Origin of the sequence: Pseudoalteromonas sp. NZS11_1 (assembly GCF_015864275.1) — a bacterium.
Taxonomy (GTDB): domain Bacteria; phylum Pseudomonadota; class Gammaproteobacteria; order Enterobacterales; family Alteromonadaceae; genus Pseudoalteromonas; species Pseudoalteromonas arctica.
Genome location: NZ_JADYXK010000007.1, coordinates 118,006 through 138,883, shown reverse-complemented (window position 1 = coordinate 138,883; position 20,878 = coordinate 118,006). Strand labels below are relative to the sequence as shown.

Here is a 20,878-nt window from a genome sequence, read left to right as displayed (position 1 = left end):
CAATGCGATTTTTAAACACACTTTTACTAGTAAGCGTATGTAGCTTACCAAGCTTTAGTTATGCACTTAATGTAGAGCCTGCCAATTGGTGGGTAGGCATGAATAAAAATAACATTACAGTTCTAGTGCATGAGCAAAATATAGCTAACGAAGAATTTAAATTAGATCAGTATAAAGGGGTTGAACTTAATAACGTAACACGCACTGACAACCCTAATTATGCTTTTCTACATTTAAATATTAGCGATAACGCTAAAGCGGGAACGCTTCAATTTAAGAGTAGCGATCCAGTACATAGCTTTGAATTTCCTTTACTTACCCGAGATAAACACAGCGCGCAACGTCAAGGTTTCACAAATGCAGATGCTTTATATTTAATTAACCCAGATCGCTTTGTAAATGGTGATGAAAAAAACGATACAGTTAGAGGTATGCTAGAGAGTGAAAATACAAGCTTTAAAGGCGGGCGACATGGAGGGGATATTCAAGGTGTTATTAACGCATTACCGTATTTAAATAATTTAGGTGTAACACAGCTTTGGCTTACTCCAGTGCTTGAAAACAACATGCCAGATTACTCTTATCATGGTTACGCGATTACAGACTTTTACAACGTTGATCCGCGAATGGGATCAAATAATTTATACAAAACGTTATCAATAAAGGCTAAAGAGCAGGGCATTGGGCTTGTTATGGATATGGTGCTTAATCACTTTGGTGCTGAGCACCCGTGGATGAAGGATAAACCAACTCAAGATTGGATTAACTTTAATGGGCAGTTTGAAAATGGTAAAAATGCCACAAGCCATGCGCGCCAAACAATTCAAGATCCACACGCAAGTAACTACGATAAACGCCAGTTTAGCGATGGTTGGTTTGTCGCTAGCATGCCCGATTTAAACCAGCGCCAACCATTATTAAATGAGTATTTAATTCAAAATGCAATTTGGTGGATTGAATACGCAGATTTAAGCGGTATTCGAGTTGATACTTACTCTTACTCAGACAAAGCATTTTTAAGTGATTGGACCAAGGCCATTATGGATGAATACCCACACTTTAATATTGTTGGCGAAGAGTGGACTTCAAACCCTGCAATAGCGTCGTATTGGCAGCGCGGTAAAGTAAATCAAGATGGGTATGTGTCAAGCTTACCCAGTGTGATGGACTTTTCGTTGCAAGAGGCGGTAATTCGAGCTTTAAATGAAGACGAGGGTTGGAGCACAGGCTGGGTTAAAGTATATCAGTCATTAGCTAACGATTTTTTATACCCAGACACCAATAACATTATGGTGTTTGCTGATAACCACGATATGAGCCGTGTATATACGGAGCTTGGGCAAGACTTAGCTAAAACTAAAATGGCGATGACTTTGTTTTTAACAACGCGCGGCATTGCTCAAATATATTATGGAACCGAAATATTATTGGATAATACGCCGAGTAAAGATCATGGTGATATACGCATTGATTTTCCAGGTGGGTTCAAAAATCAAAACGCTAATGCGTTTACTGGAGTCGGGTTAAGTAAAAATCAGCGCGATATGCACGAAACTATAAGCACGCTACTTAACTTTAGAAAGCAAAGCCCGGCGCTTGCAAAGGGTAAGCTCGTTCATTTCAGTCCGAACAATGGTGTTTATAGTTATGCTCGCGTTAGTGATACGCAAACAGTATTAGTTTTTATGAATAAAAACAAAGTAACACAAAAGCATAATCTTGATTACATGCAAGAAGTTATACCAAAAAATGCCAATGCGCAGGCATTATTCACACAACACACTTTTAAACTAACTAACAGTATTAACTTAGAGCCAATGACTGCTACGGTATTAGTGATTAATACGCCGTGAATGTTTAAGTGAATACGTATGCAGCAACTGTATGCTTGCTGCAGATATCTTTAGTATAAAGCTATAACACTACTGACAAAAAGACACACAATGAAAAAATCAGTTTATGTACCTGCATTACTGTGCAGCGCACTTATAACAAGTGCGTGCTCAGACAATAATGAAACCGAACAACAGCAAGCGCCTAAACAGGCGCAAAATGAGTTAACAAAGCCTGTTGTATACCAAGTATTTACACGCTTATTTGGTAACACACAGACCGCGAATGTGCCCTGGGGTACAAAAGAGCAAAATGGCGTAGGTAAATTTGCCGACTTTAACGATGCTGCACTTAAAGGTATTAAAGAATTGGGTACGACCCATGTTTGGTATACCGGTGTTTTACATCATGCGCTAGTGGGCGATTATACCGAGTATGGGATTACGCAAGACGACCCTGATGTAGTTAAAGGCCGTGCAGGTTCACCTTATGCAATAAAAGATTACTACGACGTAAACCCAGATTTAGCTATAAATGTGACCAATAGAATGGGTGAGTTTAGTGATCTGATTGAGCGTACTCATGAGCATGGCATGAAAGTGGTTATAGATATTGTACCTAACCATGTGGCTCGTAATTATAAATCAGTAGCAAAACCCAAAGGAATAAAAGACTTTGGTGAACAAGACGACACCAGCAAAGAGTACGATAAAAATAATAACTTTTATTATGTCCCGGGTCAGTCTTTTCAGGTTCCAACATCACAAAGCTATACAGTTTTAGGGGGTAATACTCACCCTTTAGCTGACGGTTTTTTTGATGAAACGCCAGCAAAATGGACGGGTAATGGTGCGCGTGCACCCAAGCCAGATATTAACGATTGGTACGAAACCGTAAGAGTGAATTATGGCGTTAAGCCTGATGGTAGCTATGACTTTCCTGTATTACCTAAAGAGTTAGAAAACCAAGATTATCGCGCTCATTATGCGTTTTGGCAAAATAAAGAGCTTCCTAATAGTTGGTATAAATTTAGAGACATCACTTTGTACTGGCTTGATAAAGGCGTAGATGGCTTTAGGTACGATATGGCCGAAATGGTGCCGGTTGAATTTTGGAGCTTTTTAAATTCATCAATAAAAATGCAAAAGCCCGATGCGTTTTTATTGGCTGAAGTTTACAACCCACAAATGTACAGAGCGTATATTCAGCAAGGAAAAATGGATTACTTGTATGACAAAGTCGGCTTTTACGACACATTAAAAGCCATTATGCAGGGTAAGCAAGCTGCTAATACTATTTTTGCAGCCCAAAGCCAAGTGGCTGATATTGAAGCGCACATGCTGCACTTTTTAGAAAATCACGACGAACAACGCATTGCGAGCACTGATTTTGCAGGTGATGCACGCTGGGGTAAACCAGCAATGGTCGTTTCTAACTTAATGAGTCGCGCACCTACTTTATTATATTTTGCCCAAGATGTGGGTGAGGACGGATCTGAAAACGCAGGTTTTGGCACATCTACTCGCACCAGTATTTTTGACTATATTGGTGTACCAGCGCATCAAGCATGGATGAACAACGGCAAATTCGACGGCGCTAACTTATCGAGCGAGCAAGCATCACTTCGTGATTATTATAAATCAATAATGGCTCTCAATAGTTTGCCCGCTGTTGTAGGTGGAACCATGTCAGAGCTTTCACTTAGCAATAGCGAACGCGTTGTTGGTTTTGTACGCTCGCTGGGACAGCAATCTGTTTATGTTTTTAGTAATTTTAGTGAGGAGCCACAAACGGTATTAATTAATTTAACACCAGAGCAAGCAAATACCTTTGAGCGAAATAAACCGCTACACGACTTACTTGAACAAAACACGGTAAAGATCATCACTGACAAAGAAGTTACAAAGCTTATGCTTTCGCTAGATGCATTTAGTAGCGCAGTTTTAACTAATAAGGCTAATCATGAATAATCAAAATAATAATTATGACAGCAACAAACCAAATCTAAGTTTTTGGCAAATATGGAATATGTGCTTTGGCTTTTTAGGTATTCAATTTGGTTTTGCACTACAAAACGGCAATGTGAGCCGTATTTTTCAAACCCTAGGCGCACAAGTGGATGATATTCCTATTTTATGGGTTGCAGCACCGCTAACGGGCTTAATAGTGCAACCAATAATTGGTTATTGGAGTGATAAAACATGGGGGCGTTTTGGTCGTCGTCGTCCATTCTTTTTCATAGGGGCGGTACTTACTACTATCTCACTCTTTATCATGCCGCATTCACCAACCCTTTGGATTGCTGCAGGTATGTTATGGATTATGGATGCCTCAATCAATGTCACTATGGAACCTTTTAGAGCACTTGTAGGCGATAACCTGCCAGAAAAACAACGCGCTACAGGTTACGGGTTACAAAGCTTTTTTATTGGTATTGGTGCGGTATTAGCCTCAGCGCTACCATGGATGATGACCAATTGGTTTGATGTAAGTAATACCGCTGCGCTAGGGCAAATTCCTGAATCTGTTAAATATTCATTTTATTGGGGTGGAGTCGTATTGCTAGTCGCAGTTCTTTGGACAGTTATGCGAACCAAAGAATATAGCCCTGAGCAATTAGCTGCTTTTGAAAAGCAAAGCGCTCAACCTACTACAAGCAAACTGGTTGATATTAACTTTAATAAAGGCGCCATTATTTTTGTAGTGTTGGGTTTAGCAACCCTTGCATTAGTAATGGGCTTATCGCTTGAAAAAGAATTATACCTATTAGCTGGTGGTTTATTAGCGTTTGGTATTGTGCAGTGGATTGCAGCAGCGCTTAAAAGTACTAACAAAATACAAGGCGGTTTTTACCAAGTAGTACAAGATGTATTTACCATGCCAGAGGCAATGAAGCAGCTTGCTTGGGTGCAGTTTTTTAGCTGGTTTACGTTGTTTGCTATGTGGATATACACCACAGCCGCAGTAACAAGCTTTCATTACGGCAGCAGTGATGCAACAAGTAAAGCCTTTAACGATGGGGCTGATTGGGTCGGTATTTTATTTGCAGCTTACAATGGCTTTGCGGCTATTGCCGCTATGTGTATTCCATTCTTAGTTAAAAAGATGGGCTTAAAAGGCGCACATTGCTTTAACTTACTACTAGGTGCATTGGGCCTTGCGAGCTTTATGTTTATAACAGACCCAAAAATGCTTCTTATTCCAATGATAGGCGTTGGTTTTGCATGGGCTTCTATTTTATCGCTTCCTTATGCAATGTTAAGTAATGCACTACCGAGTAATAAAATGGGCGTGTATATGGGTATTTTTAACTTCTTTATTGTTATACCGCAATTGCTTGCCGCTAGTATTTTAGGGCTTATTTTACGCCACGTATTTTCTAACCAGCCTATTTACGCATTATTAATTGGTGCTGCATCATTCGTTGTTGCTGCGATTGCTGTAATGCGCGTTAAAAATTCAAACTAAGGGTCACACAATGAAAAAATATAACCTTATTACCACCGCTCTTTTAACTTTGGGTTTAACAGCCTGTGGTGCACAAAATACGAATAACGAAAATATTGACGCTACAGTTTCAGCAGCTCCTGGCGCACCAGGTGCTGAACCATATTGGGCTTACGCGGGTAAAACCGGAATTGGTACTTCTTTTGAGCAATACCAAAACGGCCAATATAATAACAACGCTGCGACAGGTGAAGTATCAAAAGTATGGTTTTCAATTGCCAAAGGTATGATCACCGAAACTATGTTTGGACTCATTCACCAAGCTCAAATTAAAGATATGCAGTTTGTAGTAACCGGTAAAGATTTTACAGTCACTGAAGCTGACGACTTAGACGTTACAATTGATTACTTACATAAAGACGATAAAGGCAGACCACTATCGCTTGCTTACAAAGTAACAAGTACAGATAAGAAAGGGCGTTTTACCCTCGAAAAACACATATTCACCGACCCTGACGGACAAACATTGTTTGTACGCAGTATTTTTAATACATCACTTAAAGGCGTGAAAGCGTATGTTGCTGTTAATCCTTATATAAACAACAACGGCTTAGGTGATTTTGCAAAAACCACTGAGCAAGGCTTAGTAGCATGGGAAGATGATAATTTTTTAACGTTGCAATCATCTACGCCATTCAAAATGCAAAGTGTAGGCTTTACAGGTGTGAGCGATGGCATCACCTCACTTAAAAAACAACACACACTAAGCAAAAAATATTCAAACACCGGCGATAAGGCCGGTAATGTCACTCTGCTGGCAGAGCTTGGTAATATCGATAGTAATACCACATTTGATTTAGCACTAAGCTTTGGTAAAACGCAGCAGCAAAGCCAGCAACAAGGTGCACAGAGCTTATCTAAAGGTTATCAAAATGTGCTTGATGCCTACAACGGTAAAGGTGAAGCGCTAGGTTGGGAAGATTATTTACAAAGCCTTGAACCATTAAATACAATGGTTAAGCAAACAGCCGATGACGGTAAATTGCTTTACACCAGTGCAATGGTACTAAAAGCGCAAGAAGACAAAACTAATGCGGGTGCGCTCATTGCCTCACTTTCTAATCCTTGGGGTGAAACTGTTTCAGCCAAAGAGGGTTCGACTGGTTACAAAGCAGTATGGGTTCGTGATTTTTATCAAGTAGCTATGGCATTTATGGCCTTAGGCGATACAGCGACTGCAAAAACGGCCTTCGAATACCTTGAAAAAGTACAAGTTACTAGCAAAACCCCGGGTAACAATGGTGATACAGGATGGTTTTTACAAAAAACACATGTTGATGGTGAACTTGAATGGGTAGGGGTACAGCTAGATCAAACGGCTATGCCAATTATGCTTGCGTGGAAGTTACATCAAGCAAACGTACTAAGTGATGACGAACTTAAAGATTGGTACGCACGCATGCTAAAACCGGCAGCTGACTTTTTAGTTGATGGCGGAAGAGCTAAAATTTTATGGAACGACATGCAAATCACTCCACCTGCTACACAGCAAGAGCGCTGGGAAGAGCAAAGTGGTTATTCTCCCTCTACAACGGCTGCCGTTGTTGCTGGCCTTATAACAGCCAGTGACATAGCAACACTCAGTGGTGATACTCAAAATGCAGATCGTTATTTAGCAACGGCTAAAAAGTACAACAGTGATATAGAATCGCAAATGTTTACCACCGAAGGTAATTTAAAAGGTGATAGCACCGATGGCGAGTATTTTATTCGTATAGGTCAAGACACCGACGCTAACTCTAATACTAAAATTAACGCCAACAATGGCCGTGAAGGTTTTAACAAAAAGCAGATTTTAGACGGTGGTTTTTTAGAATTAGTCCGCTATGGAGTAAGAAGTGCCAACGATTCAAGTATAGTTAAAACCCTGCCTGAGTATGACGACGAAACGCTTGAAGATAACTTACAAGTTAAATACAGCTTTAACTTTACCGATGGTAGCGGCACATTTGCAGGCTATCGCCGTTATGGCAACGACGGTTACGGCGAAGATGAAACCACAGGTACTAATTACGCCGAAAGCGGGATCAACACGCCAGGCCAACGTGGTCGTGTCTGGCCATTTTTTACAGGCGAACGCGGACACTATGAAATAGCGGCCGCAAACGCAAATAATACGCTAGATGATGCAAAACAAGCGGACATTAAAAATAGTTACGTAAAAGGCTTAGAGCAGTTTGCTAATAGCGGCATGATGCTACCTGAGCAAGTATGGGATGGCGTTGGCGTAAATAAAGCAGGTTATGCGTTAGGCGAGGGCACAAACTCAGCAACACCTCTAGCTTGGACACATGCAGAATACATTAAGCTTGTACGCTCACTCAGTGATAAACAAGTTTGGGACTATTATCCGGTGGTTGCCGAATCGCTTAAAGACTAATATAAAACATGCTGTAGTTATTAAAAAAGGCTTCTAAATAAATTTAGAAGCCTTTTTGTTATGTTGAAGTCTTATTAGGATATTTAATTTTTAACTGCTACTTTTTCGAGAAATTAATACAGGTGGGAGTAAGGTACTTTGCACTTCTTCACCACGTATCAGCTTTAATAAGTTCTCTACGAGCATTTGCCCTGCAACAGTGGTGTTTTGCTCTATCGTCGTCAGCGGTGGGTTTACATAACTAGCAATGGCTATGTTATCAAAGCCGACTACCGCAACATCTTTTGGCACGTTAATATTTGCTTCTTTAAGTGCACGTATAGCCCCAATAGCAATTAAGTCGCTTGCAGCAAATAAGGCGTTAAATTTAATATTATTAGCGATAAGCGAACGAGTGGCGTGATACCCAGATTCTTCGGTAGATATAGCATTAGCCATTTTTCGCTCGTTTATTTTAACGTTGTTAGCCAGTAGCTCATCTTTAAAGCCCTGAAAGCGACTAAAGAATTCAGGGCTATGATCAGATGCATCCCCAATAAAAGCGCAATCAGTTCTACTGTGAGCAATAAAGTGCTCAGCGGCGAGCTTACCGCCACCGTAGTTATCACAACAAACAGTTAAATCTGGGCGATTATCAACCGTTGCCCCCCAACAAACAAACTTAGTGTTTTGTTCAAGTAAGGTGTTAAATTTTGGTTGGTAATCAATGTAATCGCCATAACCGAGTAAAATAATACCATCGGCTCTGTGGCTATCTTCATAGTCTGCTTGCCAATCAGCACTGGCCGATTGAAATGATACTAATAAATCGTAACCTTCTTTAGCGCAAGCACGGGTAATGCTGCCAAGCATGGCTAAAAAGAAAGGATTAATTTGTGATTCATCAGAAGTAGGGTCTTCGAAAAGAAGTAATGCAAGTGTGCTGCTTTGTTGTGTACGCAAGTTGCTGGCATTTTTATCAACTTTATAATTAAGCTTTTTAGCTATATCGAAAACACGCTTACGTGTTTCTTCATTAACAAGATGGCTGTTACGTAAAGCGCGAGATACAGTTGATTGAGATACCCCTGCATAGTGGGCAATATCAAATGAGGTGGCTTTACCTTTCATTGTTACAACTTAATTAATTTGATAAATAATTGTGTCATTTTCGTTTATTAATGAATAATTTCAAGCTTTTTGTGAATTAACGTATATTTTTATTGATAAACGGCTGACACCGGTGTCATAATATAAATGTTTTATCATTTTGTTGTCAAAACGTATTCGCTGTTTATATATTTTATAGGCAGCATTTTTTACTGTGATAGCTACTTTGAGGTGATAGCTCAAAGTATAAATAACAATGGTATACCATTGTAAAATAATAAGCACGAGTCGCTTAACAAAAGAGATAATACTATGAGCCTAAACTCTTCTGCCCAATTTGATCCCATCTTAGTTGCTGATGTTGGGGGCACTAATGCCCGCTTTGCTTTAATAACTGCTTTTAATGAACATACTAACCAATTTGTAATAGAGCACATTAATATTTTTCCTAGTGCTAATTTTGGTTCACTTGAAAGTGCGCTTGAGCAATATTTACAAACAGTCTCGCATATTACACCTAAACGCGCATGTTTAGCCGTTGCAGGTCCAATAAAAGCTGGGCAGGTACATTTAACCAATTTAGGTTGGCATTTTAGTGTTAGTGAATTTAAAACTCATTTTGATTTACAGCAACTAGAGGTCATTAACGATTTTGCTGCTTTTGCATATGCGGCTCCTTACTTAGATCCTAAACAAAATGTCATTGTTAAATCAGGCCAAGCTGATGATAATGCAAACATTGGTGTTATAGGTCCCGGTACTGGTTTTGGTGCCGCGTGCTTAGTTAGAACGTCGCAATCTACCGCTGTTTTAAGTTCAGAAGGGGGGCATATATCGCTTGCACCAGTTAATGAACTCGATACTTTACTATTAAATGAATTACGTAAAGATCATCCCCATGTTTCTATCGAAACTGTATTTTCAGGCCCTGGCATAACGCATTTATACAAAGCGATGTCTGCGGTTAAGGGTGTAACAGCTAAAAATTTAGATGCTGCGCAAATAAGTAGTCTAGCAAATAGCGGTGAATGTGCTGTGTGTGATGCAACGCTTAATCAATTTTGTGATTGGATCGGCAGTGTAGCTGGCGATTTAGCCGTTGTTTACGGTGCTTTAGGCGGACTATTTATTGGCGGTGGAATACTGCCTCGTATGCAAGCAAGACTTCTTGAGAGTCGTTTTGTTGAACGATTTTCTCAAAAGGGTATTATGTCGCAATACGCAGGGCAAATTCCTGTAATACTTGTAACACAAGATAATATTCCACTAATTGGTGCCGCAGCGTGTTTGCACAACAGCAAATAAGGAGCTTTCCTTGTTCGCATTTGGAAAAATAGAGTGATGAAAAAAGTAACAATAAACAGTGTGGCAAGTCATGCTGGTGTTTCTAAAAAAACCGTATCACGCGTTTTAAATAACGAGCCTAATGTTAGTGCTGCAACCCGAGAAAAGGTGCTTGCGGTATTTAAAGAACTCGATTACACCCCAAATCCAATTGCACGAGGCCTCGCACAAAATCGTAGCTTTATTATTGGGTGTCTTTACGATAACCCAAGTAAAAGCTACATTACTCGCGTGCAAACGGGTGCTCTAGAAGCATGCAAAGAAAATAACTATAATTTATTGATACACCCTTGTGAGTTTCGTGGTGAAGCCCTTATAAATAATATTGAGCAATTACTACAGACTTCTCGATTAGATGGCATTGTGCTAACACCTCCTTTTGGTGATTTTGCTGAGCTTGTTGCTTTTTTAAAATCTAAAAAAATTCCTTACGCAAGAGTTGCGTCAGCTTTACTTCAAGATGATTCTATTTCAGTTCGTAGTAATGATGAGCAAGGCGCATTTGAAATTACTGAGCATCTAATTAGCCTTGGGCATAAATCTATAGCGTTTATTAAAGGGCACCCGGATCACAGTGCCACGCAACAACGCTTTAAAGGCTACAGGCGTTCACTTGCAAGCCATGGAATAGAGTTTGATGAGCGCTTAGTAGAGGAGGGTAACTTTAGTTATCACTCAGGTGTAGATAGTGCACGCAGTATTTTAGATTTATCTCCTAGGCCAACAGCTGTATTTGCATCAAACGATTACATGGCGGCAGCGGTATTAAAATTAGCTACCCAGCGCCAATTAAAAGTGCCTGATGATATTTCAATAGCTGGCTTTGATAATGCACCCATTGCACGTCATATTTGGCCTGGTTTAACGACTATTGCACAGCCCGTTGAAGAGATGACTAAACAAGCCGTAACTCAACTTATTTCACACATCGCTCAACCGCAAGAACAGCCGTATCAGGTAACGCTTGAGTCACGCTTGATTACACGCGAGTCTACCTCTGCGATAAAATAGTGAGTTAAAAACACTTTCACAGTAGCCCGAATATGAGTGACGCTTATTCGGGCTTTTTTTTGCTCTGAACTTGCTAAAATATACTTTGTGCCTAAAAATCAATTAGGTCATTATTCGGTCATGTTAAAATATTAAACTATTTTTGTTACCCGGGGTTGACACCGGTGTCATTGCTATGCGTTAATACAGTGACACCGGTGTCAGGGCTGTTGTGAGAGGCTCCCTGGTAGCGTACCTTTGAACGGGTAAATCAAAGATGCTCAGTACAGTTATTTACGTGGAGTCTGTAGTTGCTACTGAGCCTTTATCCTCTAACTAATAGAGATGAGTTAAATTATGTTACATCCTCGTATTCAAGAAGTTACCCAGCGCGTTATCGAACGCAGTAAAAATACCCGTCAAGATTATTTAGAACGTATTTCGCACGCAAAAAAACAAACAAGAGTTCGTGCCGGTTTAGGTTGCGGAAATATAGCCCATGTTATGGCTGCATGTAGCAGTGATGACAAAGCGCGCTTAAAGGCTGATGAGCAGCCAAATCTTGCTATTATCAACTCATATAACGATATGCTATCGGCTCATGTGCCATACAAAGACTACCCAGATTTAATTAAAGACATTGCTACCAAATACGATGCTACAGCACAAGTTGCTGGTGGCGTTCCTGCAATGTGTGATGGTGTTACGCAAGGGCGTGACGGCATGGAACTTTCGCTTTTTTCTCGTGATGTAATTGCTATGTCTACGGCAATATCGCTTTCACACGATGTGTTTGATGGCGTTTTTTGTTTAGGCGTTTGCGACAAAATCGTCCCGGGTTTATTAATTGGTGCATTGTCGTTTGGTCATTTACCTGTGTTCTTTTTACCAGCAGGTCCAATGCAATCAGGTATTCCTAATAAAGAAAAAGCACGTATTCGTCAAAAATTTGCACAAGGTCTAGTAAGTCGCGAAGACTTATTAGAGGCTGAAAGCGCGTCTTACCACAGCGCAGGTACTTGTACGTTCTACGGTACTGCAAACTCAAACCAAATGTTAATGGAAATAATGGGCTTGCACCTTCCAGGTAGTTCGTTTATTAATCCTTACACTGAGCTTCGCGATGGTCTTACAGGTAATGCTGTAGAAACTATGCTTAAGCAGCTTACAGATGATAAAGAAAGCCCGTGTTTGGCCGATGTGATCAGCGAAAAAACGATTATAAACGGTTTAGTAGGTCTTCTTTCTACAGGTGGTTCTACTAACCATGCAATTCATATTGTTGCGATAGCAAAAGCGGCGGGCATTCAGGTTACGTGGAAAGATATGTCTGATTTATCTGAAGTTGTACCACTACTTACACGTATTTACCCTAACGGCTCTGCAGATGTAAACCACTTCCAAGCAGCCGGCGGTATGGGTTTCTTAATGCGAGAGCTAGCAAGCGCTGGTTACTTACACACAGACGTTAAAACAATGCTAGGCGATGGTTTAGCACCTTACATGACAGAGCCTCGTTTGGATAAAGACGATAGTCTGATCATGAGCAACTCAACCGGCCCAACTAAAGTTAAATGGGTAGATTGCCCAGCAAATTCTCATGACGAAGAAGTACTTCGTCCAGTGAGTAACCCTTTTAGTAAGCAAGGTGGTTTGCAACTTCTAACGGGTAACTTAGGTAAAGCTGTTATTAAAGTGTCAGCTGTTGCTATTGAACATCAGGTTGTTACTGCTCCTGCGAAAGTGTTTAGCTCACAAAGTGCTCTGCAAGATGCATACACGCGTGGCGAATTAAACCAAGACTTCATTGCCGTGCTAAAAGAGCAAGGCCCTAAAGCGAAAGGTATGCCAGAGCTACATAAATTAACGCCAGTAATGGCAACGCTTCAAGATGAAGGCTTTAAAGTAGCCATTGTTACTGACGGTCGTATGTCGGGTGCATCAGGTAAAGTACCAGCTGCTATTCACTTAGCACCAGAGGCAGTAGAAGGCGGCATTATTGCTAAAATCCGAGAAGGTGATTTAGTGACACTTGATGCGCCAAACGGAATATTAAAAGTACACGTTAGCGACGAAGAACTTGCTAAACGTGAAGCAGAACTTAGCCTGCCAAGTGCAACATTTGGTACAGGTCGCGAATTATTTACTGGATTTAGAAATATCGTAAGCAGTGCCGATTTAGGCGCGAGTGCTTTTGGACTTGAATAAATATTAGCCATACTGGGTAATGAGGAACAAGTAATGAGTATTGAAAAAATCTTAGCATCGGCACCCGTGGTGCCAGTGGTTGTAATCGAAAAATTAGAAGATGCAGCACCACTTGCAAGAGCGTTATATAACGGTGGCTTAAAAGCCTTAGAAATAACACTACGTACACCTATTGCTGCAGAAGCTGTAAAGCTGATGAAAGCAGAAGTACCTGAAGCCTATGTAGGTACTGGTACGGTAGTAGATAAAGCAAGTTTTGATCTTTCGGTTGCCGCAGGTGCAGATTTTATGGTGAGTCCAGGTGTGAGCGATGAGCTTATTGCTTTGGCTAAAACATCAGATATACCATTTTTACCAGGCGCTGCAACTGCAAGTGAAGTTATGCAACTTGCGTCGCATGGTTTTAAGTATTTAAAATTCTTCCCTGCAGAAGCTGCAGGCGGAACAGCAATGCTTAAATCAATCGGTGGCCCATTACCACATATTACTTTTTGCCCAACTGGCGGCATTAGCCTAGCAACTGCACCGAACTATTTAGCGCTTAACAACGTTATTTGTGTTGGTGGTACGTGGATGCTAGATAAACAACTAATTGAAAATAAAGACTGGCAAGCAATTGAAGCGCTTGCTCGCCAAGCAAGTGAACTTAAATAGGAGTCTAAAATGATTAATGTAGCAATTAACGGTTACGGCCGTATCGGTAGAAATGTTTTACGTGCACTTTATGAGTCAGCTCAAAACAGCGAAATTAAAATTGTAGCAATTAACGATTTAGCACCAGCTAACGTAAATGCACATTTAACGCAATATGACTCAGTTCATGGTCAATTTTCAAAAAAAGTAACACTTGAAAATAACACCATGTTAATTGACGATGACGTAATTACGTTAACGCAAGAACGCGACCCTGCAAATTTACCGTGGAAAGCACTAAACGTCGATATCGTTTTAGAATGTACTGGTTTTTTCACTAAACGTGATGACGCTGCTAAGCACATTACAGCGGGTGCTAAAAAAGTAATCGTTTCTGCTCCAGGTAAAGATATGGATGCAACAGTGGTTCATGGTGTAAACAGCGATGTAATTAACGCTGATAGCCAAATCATCTCAAATGCATCGTGTACTACTAACTGTTTAGCACCACTAGCAAAAGCAATAAACGACACAGTAGGTATTGAAAAGGGGAGTATGACAACGATTCATTCTTATACGAATGATCAAAACCTATCTGACGTATACCACCCAGATCTATACCGTGCTCGTAGTGCAACTCAATCTATGATCCCAACTAAAACAGGTGCTGCGGCAGCTGTTGGTTTAGTACTACCAGAACTTGCTGGTAAATTAGACGGTATGTCGGTACGTGTACCAACAATCAACGTATCTTTAGTTGATTTTACGTTTATTACTAAGCGCGATACGACTGCAGAAGAAATCAATGCAATCATGAAAGAAGCGTCAACGGGTTCAATGAAAGATATTTTACAATATAATGAGCTTCCGCTTGTTTCTATCGACTTTAACCATAACCCAGCGTCATCTATCTTTGATGCAACGCAAACTAAAGCCGATGGCAATCTAGTTAAAGTAATGGCTTGGTACGACAACGAATGGGGTTTCTCAAACCGCATGTTAGACCAAGTTAAAGCATTAGGTGCGTTTTTATAATACAGCCCTAATGATGTAAAGTTTTAGCTTTATCCAACCAAGCCACGCATTGCGTGGCTTTTTTGCGTTTGGTTTATCTGTATATTTGCAACTCAGACTATGGAGGGAACTATTTGTATTTTTTATACCCTAAATTTTGTTAATATGTGGGTGTGTAAATCAATGGAATTTCGTTGTATTTAATCAACTCAACGAAGCAAGGAATAATAAAAATGATCAGAGCTTTATCACGAAAGGTATTTCGCACAAATCATCTTCAGATAGGTGAGGGCAACATAAGTGGCTACATAGCCTGCTTTTTAGCAATACTGAGTTGCTTAGGCGTATTAGCGTTTCACTTTCCGGAATACTTAACCACACCAGAACTACGCAAAAGCTACGATGTTAGTTTTTTGCGTCAGCTTATGTTTGCAGCATTGCTAATATCTGGCAGTTTAGGGTTACTTAACTTTGTACGTAATACTAATAAGCGTTTAGGTGCTACAGCATGGTGTTTTATTACATTAGCTATTATGTTTGGCGGCCCTAACGTTGAGGTTAACGAGTTTGCAACGAATACACCCTATATAGGGCTTGATTGGTTTATTTTAGATTTACTCGGTTCAACACTTATATTTATTGTGATTGAAAAGCTATTACCGCATCGAAAAGAGCAAAAAATATTGCGTAGTGAGTGGAGAGGTGATTTAAACCACTTTTTTGTAAATCATTTAATTATTGGTTTTGTATTACTTGTTACTAACCATTTTGTACATTATGGTTTTGGTTGGGCTGTATCATCAACAATTCAAGGCGTTATTGAACAAATACCATTTGTTGCGCAGCTGTTTTTAATAATACTCGTGGCTGATTTAATGCAGTACTGGGTGCATCGTGCCTATCACGAAATTCCTTTGTTATGGCGCTTTCATGGCGTACATCACAGCGCTAAAGAAATGGATTGGTTAGCGGGTTCTCGCCAGCATATTCTTGAAATACTAATAACACGCAGCTTAGTGCTTACACCGATATTTGTACTTGGATTTTCACAGCAAATAATTAGTTTGTACGTAATTATTGTGGGTTTACAGGCAGTGTTTAACCATGCAAACGTAAGAGTTAAATTTGGTTGGCTTAAATATTTTATGGTCACACCGCAGTTTCATCATTGGCATCATGCGTCAGATAAAGCCGCAATTGACCGCAACTACGCTGCGCATTTCTCGTTTTTAGATTATGCGTTTGGTACTGCTGTTAAAGGTCAAAAAGAGTGGCCTGAAGCATATGGCGTAGTTGGGGATTACATGCCGGTAGGTATGCTTAAGCAACAGGTTTATCCGTTTAAGCGTACTAAATGAGTTTGCTTAATTGAATAAACATAAACTAAAAAAAGAGCAACGTGTTAAACGTTGCTCTTTTTTATGACTCTACTCAATTATATGTTCAGCTCTTCTAATAACTCAGTAAATGTAGGTCTTTGATTTAATGAAGGTTGCATAGCACACTTTGCCATATCGGACATTTCACCAAATAGCTCACTTTGCCTATCATCGCCGGTTACCGTGCCTAATAAGTCTTCAATTAAACAGCCCAAAGCTCTTACTTCTATCCACTCTAGTTGCTTTTGTTGATACTCACTTAGCATCGTTAAATTAGTTGCAGCACCAAAATCACCAAACAGAACGTCATGGTTTTGGTTAACCATAGTGTTATGCGCATAAATGTCGCCGTGACTTACTTTACGAACATGTAAGTGATGCAGTGTATTTACCATTTGCTGTGCAATTTTTAAAATAGCGTGAGTTGAGTAATGGCAATCATCATTAAAGGTATCACGCGTACAGGTTTCAAGGCTTGGAGGCAGGCCTAAATTAGTAAAGCTTTTATCTATTAGCTCCATCACTAAACCTAGCTGATCACTTTGCTCTATGTAGGCAAGTACCTTAATTAAATTAGCGTGATCGCCTGCTTGTAAGCAGCAATTTACTTCATCAAGCGGGTAGCCGTCGCTGGTAATTGCACCTTTAAATAATTTAATCGCTACAGCGCTATCAGCAGCTTGTGCTAAATGAATAACGCCCGATGCACCTTGGCCAATAACATGACTAAGTGTGTAATCGTTAAGAAGTTTATTTTCTAAGCTGCATTTTGTAAGGCATTGGGCTTTATTAAAATTGTTACCGGCAAACGCAAGCCAAGCAAGTTTAGGCAATTCAAACAGCCAGTCGTCTACGTGTGTTAAGTTATTAGCAGAGAGCCTAACAAGCTCAAGATTTTTGCACTGCGCCATACTACTTGGCAGTTGCTTAAGTTGATTGCCCGCAAGCGCGAGCTTTTTAAGCTGTGTGTAATTACCAAAGTCTTCAGGCAATTCGCTTAACGTATTATCGGTGAGTATGAGCCACTCAATATTTTCTGGCAGGCTGTTTAAGGCAAATTCAGAAATTTGGTTACCTTTAAACGCAACCATAATTAGAGCAGGGCATTTAGCTAAAACCTTAGGAATATGCTTAAACTGATTAAACGATAAAAACAAACGCTTAAGGTGTATTAAACAGGCAAATTCATCAGGCAGTGTTGATAAGTTATTATTTGATAAATCGAGTACTTCGAGCGTGTCAGCTAAGCTAAAAATTTCTTCCGGGAATATTGTTAACTCTTCTACTAATTGCAGGTGAGTAGCACCAGCAATTTTGCCACTTTTAAGCTCTTTAAGGGAGTTCATATTTATACCATGTTCTAAAAATGAAAAAGCCAACATAGCTGTTGGCTTAAAGTCGTTCTAACTTACTAAATCGCTCTTTAGAATTGCGCGTTATGGTAAACGTTTTGTACGTCATCGCAATCTTCTAACATGGCTAAAAAGCGTTCCATAACTTCAACGTCTTCGCCCTCAATCGGCGTTTCAATTTGTGGCACAAAGCTAATTAGGTCTTCGTCAAATTCAGTCACGCCCATTTCTTCAAGCGCTGTACGTGTGTTGTTGTACTCTGTGTGAGGAGCAAAAACAGTAACTTTACCGTCATCAACTTCTACGTCAGTTACATCAACATCAGCCATCATTAATGCTTCAAGTACTGCTTCGTCGTCATCACCGTCAAATACAAAAATAGCAAGGTGATCAAATAAATGTGAAACAGAGTTTTGAGCGCCAATTTTAGCATTTGCTTTGGTAAAACAAACACGTACATCAGCAAAGGTACGCTTGTTGTTGTCTGTTAAACAGTCAACAATAATCATACAGTTACCAGGGCCGTAACCTTCGTAACGTGTTGCTGAGTAGTCTTCGCCGCCGCCACCTTTTGCTTTGTCGATTGCGCGGTCAATAACGTGTGCTGGTACTTGGTCTTTTTTAGCGCGTTCAATTAAACGACGTAATGATAAGTTACCATCTGGATCTACACCGCCGTTTTTAGCACAAATATAAATTTCTTTGCCGTACTTAGAATAAACTTTAGTTTTAGCACCCGCAGTCTTAGCCATTGAATCTTTTTTGTTTTGGTAAGCTCTTCCCATCTGCGTTTCGCCTTAATATATGTAAATAATAGAATAAAATTATAATGCGTATTCTAAAGGTAAATGCATTCAAGGGCTAGTAAGTATTAAAGCCGATTAAAACTGTAGCGTTTAAAGTCCATCTAAAGTGTATTATATTGAGGCGTTTTGGCGCTGATTTAAAGGGGGTTTTCAGAGCAAATTTAATCAAATAAAAAGGCAACTTATTTAATGAGTTGCCTAATTGAGTAATAAAATTAAACGAGGCAAATTAATAGCCTCATATATTACTTACCAAATACGTACACGTTCATCTTCAGGAAGGTATAACTCATCGCCTGGTTTTACATCAAACGCTTTGTACCATGCATCGTGGTTACGCGGCGCTTGTGCTCTAAAGCGACCTGGGGCATGTGTGCCACCACGCAGTTGGTTAAGCATGCTTTGCTCAGTACGTTTTTCTTTCCATACTTGTGCCCACGCAAGGAAGAAACGTTGATCCCCAGTAACGCCGTCAATAACAGGCGCTTCTTTACCATTTAAACTTAGCTTGTAAGCGTGATAGGCCATTGATAACCCACCTACATCACCAATGTTTTCGCCAAGGCTATTTCGACCATTAACAAAATTACCTTCAATTGGCTCGTATTTACTGTACTGCGCAGCCAGTTGATCGGCTTTTTTGTCAAATGCAGCGCGGTCAGCATCAGTCCACCAATTACGTTGCACACCGTTTTCGTCTGATTTTGAACCTTGATCGTCAAATCCATGACCCATTTCATGACCAATTACAGCGCCAATACCGCCATAGTTTACAGCCGGATCGGCATTTGGATCGAAAAACGGCGGTTGTAATATCGCAGCCGGAAATACAATTTCATTAAACGAGCTATTGTAGTAAGCGTTTACGCGTTGTGGCGTCATGCCCCAGCGGTTACGGTCTGTTTTTTGTAGCTCTTTTTCAACACTTTCTGCGTGGAAAAACTCACGCATGTTTTTCACATTACCAATCAAATCGTTTTTAGTAATGCTTAAACCTTCATAAGACTGCCAAACATCGGGGTAACCAATTTTTGGTACAAATGCAGCAAGCTTAGCGCGCGCATTTACTTTAGTTTCATCGCCCATCCATTCTAGATTATCAATACGTTCACCAAGGGCTGTACGTAGGTTTTCAACCAGCTCTGACATTTGTTGTTTTGATGACTCAGGGAAGTAACGCGCTACGTATATTTTACCAATAGCAAAACCAAGCGAACTTGTGCCCGACATTTCACTTATTGCACGTTTCCAACGAGGGCGAGGCTCTTGCTGTCCGTTTAGTTCTTTACCAAAAAAAGCAAAGTTAGTATTAAATACGTCTTCTGATAGTAAACCTGCGTTACCGCTAATAGCGTGATACGTTAGGTAGTCTTTCCATACTGCAATATCTTCTTGATTGATTAGCTCAATCATCGCTTTTATAGGTTCAGGCTGAGAGACATTTAACTGAGGTACTTTATAACCTGTTTGCGCAAAATATAAATCCCAGTTAAAGCCAGGGTAAGCAGTGCTTAAATCGGCGCGTTCAATTTGGTTTAGCGTTAAATCACGATTACGGCGCTTTTCGCGAGGCCAGTGACCTTGTGCAATTTTGGTTTCAAGGTCTAAAATAGCTTGAGCACGTTCAGTTGCATTTTCAGTGCCTGCAAACTCAAGCATGTCAGCAATGTGGGCAACATAAGCTGTACGGGTTTTAACAAAGCGCTCAGCGTCTTCAAGGTAGTAAGAGCGATCTGGTAAGCCTAACCCACCCGCACCTAGTGACATTTCATATTTGTTAGGGTCTAGGCGATTAAACCACATACCGCCGCCAAAAGGGGCTTTATTACCGGTTAACCAAGACTTACCAAACATTTCAGCTAAATCGTCAGTCGACGATATATCACTAATTTCACTTAACAATGGCTTGATAGGCGCTACACCTAGTTTATTAAGTGTTTCGGTATCCATATACGCATTGTAAAAATCAGCGACGAGTTTTTCTTCTGCGTTTAAATCTTTACGTGCGGCTATTTCTTCAATAATAGCTTTAACATCGTCTTCACTGCGCTCAGCTAATCCTGAAAATGCACCGTAGCGGGTTTTATCTGCAGGCATTACGTAGTTGTCATACCACGTGCCACTGGCATACATAAAAAAATCATCGCCTGGTTTAACGGCTTCGTTACGTGCTGTTAGGTCAACACCAAAACTACCTAACTCTGCTTTTTCTGTTACTGCTGCAGTGGCTACTTTAGGTTGTTGCTCGTCTGTTTTTGTTGTTTGCGGCTCTGAACAACCGGTAATAAATGTGGCAGCTAGTGCTGCGGCAATTAAACTCTTTTTCATTACTTACTCCTGAGT

14 protein-coding genes are annotated in these 20,878 nt (G+C 40.2%); 10 read left to right on the top strand and 4 right to left on the bottom strand.

Going from position 1 to position 20,878, the window contains the following annotated elements; translation table 11 throughout:
• Positions 1-2 precede the first annotated feature (2 nt).
• From I6F44_RS07905 to I6F44_RS07890, 4 genes are all read left to right on the top strand, one after another.
• On the top strand, positions 3-1,853 hold the full coding sequence (locus I6F44_RS07905; RefSeq protein ID WP_121955276.1) for a glycoside hydrolase family 13 protein: 1,851 nt from the start codon (positions 3-5) through the stop codon (positions 1,851-1,853).
• A 90-nt stretch (positions 1,854-1,943) separates the two neighbouring features.
• On the top strand, positions 1,944-3,803 hold the full coding sequence (locus I6F44_RS07900; protein ID WP_121955277.1) for an alpha-amylase family glycosyl hydrolase: 1,860 nt from the start codon (positions 1,944-1,946) through the stop codon (positions 3,801-3,803).
• A complete protein-coding gene (locus tag I6F44_RS07895) occupies positions 3,796-5,301 on the top strand; it encodes an MFS transporter (protein WP_121955278.1) in 1,506 nt (501 codons plus the stop codon). The genes I6F44_RS07900 and I6F44_RS07895 overlap by 8 nt, the downstream gene beginning before the upstream one ends.
• A gap of 10 nt (positions 5,302-5,311) precedes the next feature.
• Positions 5,312-7,720 (top strand): glucan 1,4-alpha-glucosidase, encoded by a 2,409-nt coding sequence (locus tag I6F44_RS07890; protein ID WP_121955279.1) that lies wholly within the window; start codon positions 5,312-5,314, stop codon positions 7,718-7,720.
• Between the two features lie 90 nt (positions 7,721-7,810).
• Here I6F44_RS07890 and I6F44_RS07885 read toward each other — a convergent pair whose 3' ends face one another.
• A complete protein-coding gene (locus I6F44_RS07885; RefSeq protein WP_165735095.1) occupies positions 7,811-8,830 on the bottom strand; it encodes a LacI family DNA-binding transcriptional regulator in 1,020 nt (339 codons plus the stop codon).
• 291 nt (positions 8,831-9,121) lie between these two features.
• On the opposite strand from I6F44_RS07885, the gene glk reads away from it, so the two are divergent.
• The 6 genes from glk (at position 9,122) to I6F44_RS07855 (ending at position 16,356) form a co-directional block, all read left to right on the top strand.
• Positions 9,122-10,114, top strand: coding sequence for a glucokinase (gene glk / locus I6F44_RS07880; protein ID WP_010555044.1), 993 nt, complete (start codon positions 9,122-9,124; stop codon positions 10,112-10,114).
• A gap of 36 nt (positions 10,115-10,150) precedes the next feature.
• The gene (locus tag I6F44_RS07875; protein ID WP_010555045.1) at positions 10,151-11,164 is read left to right on the top strand and encodes a LacI family DNA-binding transcriptional regulator; all 1,014 of its coding nucleotides are present in this window, start codon (positions 10,151-10,153) and stop codon (positions 11,162-11,164) included.
• Between the two features lie 336 nt (positions 11,165-11,500).
• Positions 11,501-13,351 (top strand): phosphogluconate dehydratase, encoded by a 1,851-nt coding sequence (gene edd / locus I6F44_RS07870; protein ID WP_007582619.1) that lies wholly within the window; start codon positions 11,501-11,503, stop codon positions 13,349-13,351.
• A 33-nt stretch (positions 13,352-13,384) separates the two neighbouring features.
• The gene (gene eda / locus I6F44_RS07865; RefSeq protein WP_002959756.1) at positions 13,385-14,005 is read left to right on the top strand and encodes a bifunctional 4-hydroxy-2-oxoglutarate aldolase/2-dehydro-3-deoxy-phosphogluconate aldolase; all 621 of its coding nucleotides are present in this window, start codon (positions 13,385-13,387) and stop codon (positions 14,003-14,005) included.
• 9 nt (positions 14,006-14,014) lie between these two features.
• Positions 14,015-15,019, top strand: a complete 1,005-nt coding sequence (gene gap / locus I6F44_RS07860) for a type I glyceraldehyde-3-phosphate dehydrogenase (RefSeq protein WP_007582622.1) — start codon at positions 14,015-14,017, stop codon at positions 15,017-15,019.
• A gap of 212 nt (positions 15,020-15,231) precedes the next feature.
• Positions 15,232-16,356 (top strand): sterol desaturase family protein, encoded by a 1,125-nt coding sequence (locus tag I6F44_RS07855; RefSeq protein WP_121955005.1) that lies wholly within the window; start codon positions 15,232-15,234, stop codon positions 16,354-16,356.
• 77 nt (positions 16,357-16,433) lie between these two features.
• On the opposite strand, the gene I6F44_RS07850 is transcribed toward I6F44_RS07855, so the two are convergent.
• From I6F44_RS07850 to I6F44_RS07840, 3 genes are all read right to left on the bottom strand, one after another.
• Positions 16,434-17,759 (bottom strand): leucine-rich repeat-containing protein kinase family protein, encoded by a 1,326-nt coding sequence (locus I6F44_RS07850; RefSeq protein WP_197173547.1) that lies wholly within the window; start codon positions 17,757-17,759, stop codon positions 16,434-16,436.
• A 41-nt stretch (positions 17,760-17,800) separates the two neighbouring features.
• Positions 17,801-18,514: a YebC/PmpR family DNA-binding transcriptional regulator gene (locus I6F44_RS07845; protein ID WP_010555049.1), complete on the bottom strand. Its 714-nt coding sequence runs from the start codon at positions 18,512-18,514 to the stop codon at positions 17,801-17,803.
• 270 nt (positions 18,515-18,784) lie between these two features.
• The gene (locus tag I6F44_RS07840) at positions 18,785-20,863 is read right to left on the bottom strand and encodes a M13 family metallopeptidase (protein WP_121955007.1); all 2,079 of its coding nucleotides are present in this window, start codon (positions 20,861-20,863) and stop codon (positions 18,785-18,787) included.
• Positions 20,864-20,878: the final 15 nt, after the last annotated feature.